The organism is Nitrobacter sp. 62-23 (assembly GCF_001897285.1).
Taxonomy (GTDB): domain Bacteria; phylum Pseudomonadota; class Alphaproteobacteria; order Rhizobiales; family Xanthobacteraceae; genus Nitrobacter.
On record NZ_MKSM01000116.1, the window covers coordinates 1 to 5,603 of the forward strand.

6 protein-coding genes are annotated in these 5,603 nt (G+C 65.5%); all 6 read left to right on the forward strand.

Going from position 1 to position 5,603, the window contains the following annotated elements; all coding sequences use genetic code 11:
- Positions 1–644, forward strand: a 644-nt coding sequence (locus BGO16_RS13175) for a type I glyceraldehyde-3-phosphate dehydrogenase (RefSeq protein WP_292619194.1), incomplete at its 5' end; no start/stop codon positions are given.
- Positions 645–792: 148 nt separating this feature from the next.
- On the forward strand, positions 793–1,989 hold the full coding sequence (locus BGO16_RS13180) for a phosphoglycerate kinase (RefSeq protein ID WP_292619195.1): 1,197 nt from the start codon (positions 793–795) through the stop codon (positions 1,987–1,989).
- Positions 1,990–2,103: 114 nt separating this feature from the next.
- A complete protein-coding gene (locus BGO16_RS13185; protein WP_292619196.1) occupies positions 2,104–3,132 on the forward strand; it encodes a class I fructose-bisphosphate aldolase in 1,029 nt (342 codons plus the stop codon).
- A gap of 160 nt (positions 3,133–3,292) precedes the next feature.
- A complete protein-coding gene (locus BGO16_RS13190; RefSeq protein WP_292619198.1) occupies positions 3,293–3,994 on the forward strand; it encodes a thiamine phosphate synthase in 702 nt (233 codons plus the stop codon).
- Positions 3,991–5,067, forward strand: a complete 1,077-nt coding sequence (locus BGO16_RS13195) for a tetratricopeptide repeat protein (RefSeq protein ID WP_292619199.1) — start codon at positions 3,991–3,993, stop codon at positions 5,065–5,067. The genes BGO16_RS13190 and BGO16_RS13195 overlap by 4 nt, the downstream gene beginning before the upstream one ends.
- A 62-nt stretch (positions 5,068–5,129) precedes the next feature.
- Positions 5,130–5,603 (forward strand): inositol monophosphatase family protein (locus BGO16_RS13200; RefSeq protein ID WP_292619200.1); only part of this gene is annotated, 474 nt, incomplete at its 3' end.

The following is a 5,603-nucleotide window of genomic DNA, read 5'->3' on the forward strand; positions in this document are numbered from 1 at the left end:
CGGCTCCGGCCGAGAACGCCGACATGACCGTGGTCTACGGCGTCAACCACGACAAGCTGACCAAGGACCATCTGGTCGTCTCGAACGGCTCCTGCACCACCAACTGCCTCGCGCCGGTCGCCAAGGTCATCAACGATCTGGTTGGCATCGAGACCGGCTTCATGACCACGATCCACGCCTATACCGGCGACCAGCCGTCGCTCGACACCATGCACAAGGATCTCTATCGCGGCCGCGCCGCGGCGCTGTCGATGGTCCCGACCTCGACCGGCGCCGCCCGCGCGATCGGTCTCGTGCTGCCTGAACTCAAGGGCAAGCTCGACGGCGTCGCCATCCGCGTGCCGACCCCGAACGTCTCGGTGGTCGATCTCAAGGTAATCGCGAAGAAGGCGACCACGGCGCAGGAGATCAACGAGGCGATGAAGCGCGCGGCTTCGCAGGAGCTGAAGGGCATTCTCGGCACCACCGACCAGCCCAACGTCTCCAGCGACTTCAACCACGATCCGCATTCCTCGACATTCCACATCGACCAGACCAAGGTGCAGAACGGCACGCTGGTGCGCGTATTGTCGTGGTACGATAATGAATGGGGCTTCTCCAACCGCATGACCGACACCGCGGTCGCGATGGCCAAGCTGATCTGAGACGACGCGTCCCGGACGCATCGCGGCGCAAGCGCCGCGATGCGGACCCGGCTCGTTAATCCGCAATTTTGCAATCCGCAATTTTTCCTGCGTAGCGGTCCCGGCTCTGCGGCGCACCGTGCACGCACCGTGTCCGGGATACCCAGCCATGACAAAGCCCTTCCGTACCCTCGATGACGTTGACGTAAGCGGAAAGCGCGTACTGCTGCGCGTCGATCTCAACGTTCCCATGGAGCAGGGCCGCGTCACCGACACCACCCGGCTGGATCGCATAGCGCCGACGATCGCGGAAATTGCCGACAAGGGCGGCAAGGCGATCCTGCTGGCGCATTTCGGCCGGCCCAAGGGGCCCGACGCCAAGGATTCGCTGAAACCGGTCGCGGCCGAGCTTTCGAAAGTGCTCGGCAGGCCGGTCGCGTTCGCCGACGATTGCATCGGCGACGTCGCGCAGAAGGCGGTCGCCGCGATGAAGAACGGCGACATTCTTTGCCTGGAGAACACCCGCTTCCACAAGGAAGAAGAGAAAAACGATCCGGCCTTCGTCGCCGAACTCGCCAAGCTCGGCGACATCTGGGTCAACGACGCCTTCTCGGCCGCGCATCGCGCCCACGCCTCCACCGAGGGTCTCGGCCACAAGGTTCCGGCCTATGCGGGACGCACCATGCAGGCCGAACTGGAGGCGCTGAACAAGGCGCTCGAAGCGCCGACGAAACCGGTCATCGCCATCATCGGCGGCGCGAAGGTCTCGACCAAGATCGATCTTCTGGAAAACCTCGTCAGCAAGGTCGATGCGCTGGTGATCGGCGGCGGCATGGCCAACACCTTCCTGCACGCCCAGGGCATCAACGTCGGCAAGTCACTGGCGGAAAAGGACCTCGCCGCGACCGCGCTGCGCATTCTCGAAAAGGCCCAGGCCGCCAACTGCGCCATCATCCTGCCGGTCGACGCCACGGTGGCGTTCCATTTCGCCGCCAATGCGCCCTCCCACGCCTACGGGCTGGACGCGATCCCGGCCGATGGCATGATTCTCGACGTCGGTCCGCAATCGGTGGAACGCGTTCATTCCGCGATCGATGACGCCGCGACGCTGGTCTGGAACGGCCCGCTGGGTGCGTTCGAACTGACGCCGTTCGATCGCGGTACCGTGGTCGCGGCACGACACGCGGCAGCCCGCACCAAGGCCGGGAAACTGGTATCCGTCGCAGGTGGCGGCGATACGGTCGCGGCGCTGAACCAGGCCGGGGTGGCCGGTGACTTCTCCTACGTCTCGACCGCCGGCGGCGCTTTCCTGGAGTGGATGGAAGGCAAGCCGCTGCCGGGCGTAGAGGTGCTGCGGGCCAAATAACGCTGCTCCTCGCGGCAAAATGAGTTGCAGCGCCGGGAAACCGCATTTCTCCTGCCCGCATGCCCTTGAATCCGATATTCTCGTTCGGAGGAGAGCAGGCAGGAGGAGACGCGCATGAATCTCGCCGACCTCAACAAGGTGGCTCAAGCCATGGTCGTGCCCGGCAAGGGCATTCTCGCCGCCGACGAGTCCTCACCCACCATTACGAAACGGTTCGACGCGATCGGCGTGACGTCCACCGAGGATAGCCGCCGCGACTATCGCGAGATGCTGTTCCGCTCAACCGAGGCCATGACGAAGTACATCTCCGGCGTCATTCTTTATGACGAAACCATCTGGCAGAACGCCAAAGACGGCACGCCGCTCATCAAGCTGATCGAGCAGGCTGGCGCCATTCCCGGCATCAAGGTCGATGAAGGCACCCAGCCCCTGCCCGCGTGCCCCGGCGAACGCGTCACCGTCGGGCTGGACCGGCTCGCCGAGCGATTGAAGCGATACTACGAGCGGGGCGCGCGCTTTGCGAAGTGGCGCGCGGTGATCGACATCAACGCGAGAGGAATCCCGAGCATGACGGCCGTAGGCGTCAACGCCCATGCGCTGGGACGATATGCCGCGCTCTGCCAGGCCGCCCAGATCGTGCCGATCGTCGAGCCGGAAGTGCTGATGGACGGAGATCACGACATCGACCGCTGCCTCGAGGTCACGACGCGGGTGCTCAACGTGACGTTCCAGGAGTTGCGCAAGCAGCGCGTCGCGCTGGAAGGCATGATCCTGAAGCCGAACATGGCGATATCCGGCAAGACCTGCGCGAAGCAGGCATCGGTGCAGGACGTCGCGGAAAAAACCGTGCGCATGCTGAAAGCCTGCGTGCCGGCCGCCGTCCCCGGCATCGCCTTCCTGTCCGGTGGACAGTCCGATGAGGAAGCCACAGCCCATCTCGACGCGATGAACCGGATCGGCAACCTGCCGTGGAAGCTGACCTTCTCCTATGGCCGCGCGCTGCAGGCTGCGCCGCAGAAGGCGTGGGCGGGCAAGGCCGCGAACGTCGCCGCCGGGCAGCAGGCGTTCATCCATCGCGCCCACATGAACAGCCTTGCTTCCAAAGGCGAGTGGAAGGCCGACCTCGAAAAGAAGGCCGCGTGACATTCGTCGCCCGCCCCTACACGACGTCTGTGGCCGTCGCCGGGCTTGACCCGGCAATCCATCCTTTTGAAAAGATGGATGCGCGGGCGCATGACGTTTGTGCTCAAGACCGCGCGCCAAATCCGTCTTTCGCCCGCAGACTGTCAAGGGCCGCCATTTGATGTCCGCGAAATCCGCCCCTCCGCCTCTTGCCCCGAGGCTTTATCTCGCAACGCCCGTCATCGACGACCCGTCGCAAGTTGCGGCACGGCTTCCGGCGCTGCTCGCGAGCGCCGACGTCGCTGCCGTGCTGCTGCGGCTTTCGCCGTCCGACCCGCGAACGCTGATTTCGCGCGTCAAGGCGCTGGCCGCAGTGATCCAGACCGCTAGCGCGGCGCTCCTGCTCGATGGTCACGCCGATCTGGTCGCGCGCTCAGGCGCCGACGGCGCGCATCTCACCGGCATTGCGGCGTTGCAGGAAGCGCTGCCGATGCTGAAACCCGATCGCATCGCCGGGTCCGGCGGACTGTCGACGCGCCACGACTCCATGATCGCGGGCGAGGCCGGCGCGGACTACGTGCTGTTCGGCGAGCCGGATGAGGCAGGCGACCGGCCCTCCACCGACGCTATCGCGGAGCGGCTTGAATGGTGGGCCGAACTGTTCGAACCTCCTTGCGTCGGCTATGCCGCGAGCTGTGAGGAGGCACGCATCTTCGCCGCATCCGGCGCGGATTTCATCCTTGCCGGCGAGTTCGTCTGGAAAGACCCGCGCGGCGCGGAGACGGCGCTGGCGGAGGTCGCCGCGGCGATCCGGCAGGGGCACGGATTGCAAGACGGCCGCACGACACCATCACCGAAGGCGGAGGGAGGTGCCGCCGGATGAGCGTCCTGCGTCCCATTGCCCGTGCTCTTGCCATTGTCGCGTGCGTCCTCATGCTCGGGGGAAGCGCACTGGCGCAGCTCCAGTTGACGCCACAGCCGACCGACGAACCGTCCCGGCCAAGCAAAAGCGTCAGGACGAAGTCCGTCAAGCCTCCACCGCCGCCGAAAGAAGCCGCGACGCCTGCGAAACCGGCGCCCACACCCAACGACAAGGCGGATGCTCCCGCGCCCGACAATCCGAACGCCGACATGGTCTACGGCGCCTATCAGCGCGGCCTGTACAAGACTGCGTTCGATCTCGCGATGAAGCGGGCGCAGGAGAACAAGGACCCTGCCGCCATGACCATGCTCGGCGAGCTTTATGCCAACGCGCTGGGCATCAAGCGCGACTACGGCAAGGCGATCGAGTGGTACCGGCGCGCAGCCGACCTTGGTGATCGCGAGGCGATGTTCGCGCTCGCGATGCTGCAGATCAGCGGGCACGGCGGAGCGCCCGACCGGGCGGCTGCGGTGAAACTGCTGGCCTCCTCCGCCAAGCTCGGCGAGCCGAAAGCCGCCTATAACCTCGCGCTGCTCTACATGGACGGGCAGACGCTGCCGCAGGACTTCAAACGCGCCGCCGAACTCTTGCGCTTCGCCGCCGACGCCGGCAGCCCGGAGGCGCAATACGCGCTCGCGACCTTCTACAAGGAAGGCACCGGCGTCGAAAAGAATCTCTTCACGTCGGTGCGGCTGCTGCAGGCGGCCTCGCTCGCCGGCAACGTCGATGCCGAAGTCGAATACGCCATCGCGCTGTTCAACGGCACCGGCACCGAGAAGAACGAGACCGCCGCGGTGTCGCTGCTGCGCAAGGCGGCGCGGCAGAACAGCGCGATCGCGCAGAACCGTCTCGCCCGCGTTCTTGTCACCGGCATGGGAGCGCCGATGGACAAGGTCGAAGGCCTGAAATGGCATATCGTGGCGAAAACCGCCGGCAAGGGCGATCTGATGCTTGACGAGGCGATGGCGCAGGCAACGCCTGAAGAGCGCGCCAGGGCGGAGGCCGCCGCCCGCAAATGGCTCGGAGTCAAATGACGCCTTGACGGAGCGGCCTGCGCAGGGCACCCAGTCCGCACCCTTCATCCGAGCCGAAAATCATGCTGCAATCCGCCCTCATGAACGTCATGGTCAAGGCCGCGCGTCGCGCAGGCCGCAGCCTGAAACGCGATCTCGGCGAGATCGAAAATCTTCAGGTGTCGCTGAAGGGACCGGCGAATTTCGTCAGCCTCGCCGACAAGCGCGCCGAGGAAATCATTTACGAGGATCTCAGCAAGGCGCGCCCCGGCTATGGCTTTTTCGGCGAGGAAGGCGGCAACCGCGAGGGCACGGACAAGAGCCACACCTGGATCGTCGATCCGCTCGATGGCACCACCAATTTCCTGCACGGCATTCCGCATTTCGGCATCTCGATCGGCCTGCAGCGCGACGGCGTGCTGATCGCGGGGCTGGTCTACAATCCGGCCACCGACGAGCTTTACACCGCCGAGCGCGGCAAGGGCGCATTTCTCAACGACCAGCGGCTGCGCGTGGCCGGGCGGCGCCAGATGAACGATTGCGTCATCGCCTGCGGC

Bases quoted from the DNA above. Each gene is read 5' to 3' on its own strand.
- BGO16_RS13180 (WP_292619195.1), top strand. From the start codon at position 793: ATGACAAAGCCCTTCCGTACCCTCGATGACGTTGACGTAAGCGGAAAG.
- BGO16_RS13185 (WP_292619196.1), top strand. From the start codon at position 2,104: ATGAATCTCGCCGACCTCAACAAGGTGGCTCAAGCCATGGTCGTGCCC.
- BGO16_RS13190 (WP_292619198.1), top strand. From the start codon at position 3,293: ATGTCCGCGAAATCCGCCCCTCCGCCTCTTGCCCCGAGGCTTTATCTC.
- BGO16_RS13195 (WP_292619199.1), top strand. From the start codon at position 3,991: ATGAGCGTCCTGCGTCCCATTGCCCGTGCTCTTGCCATTGTCGCGTGC.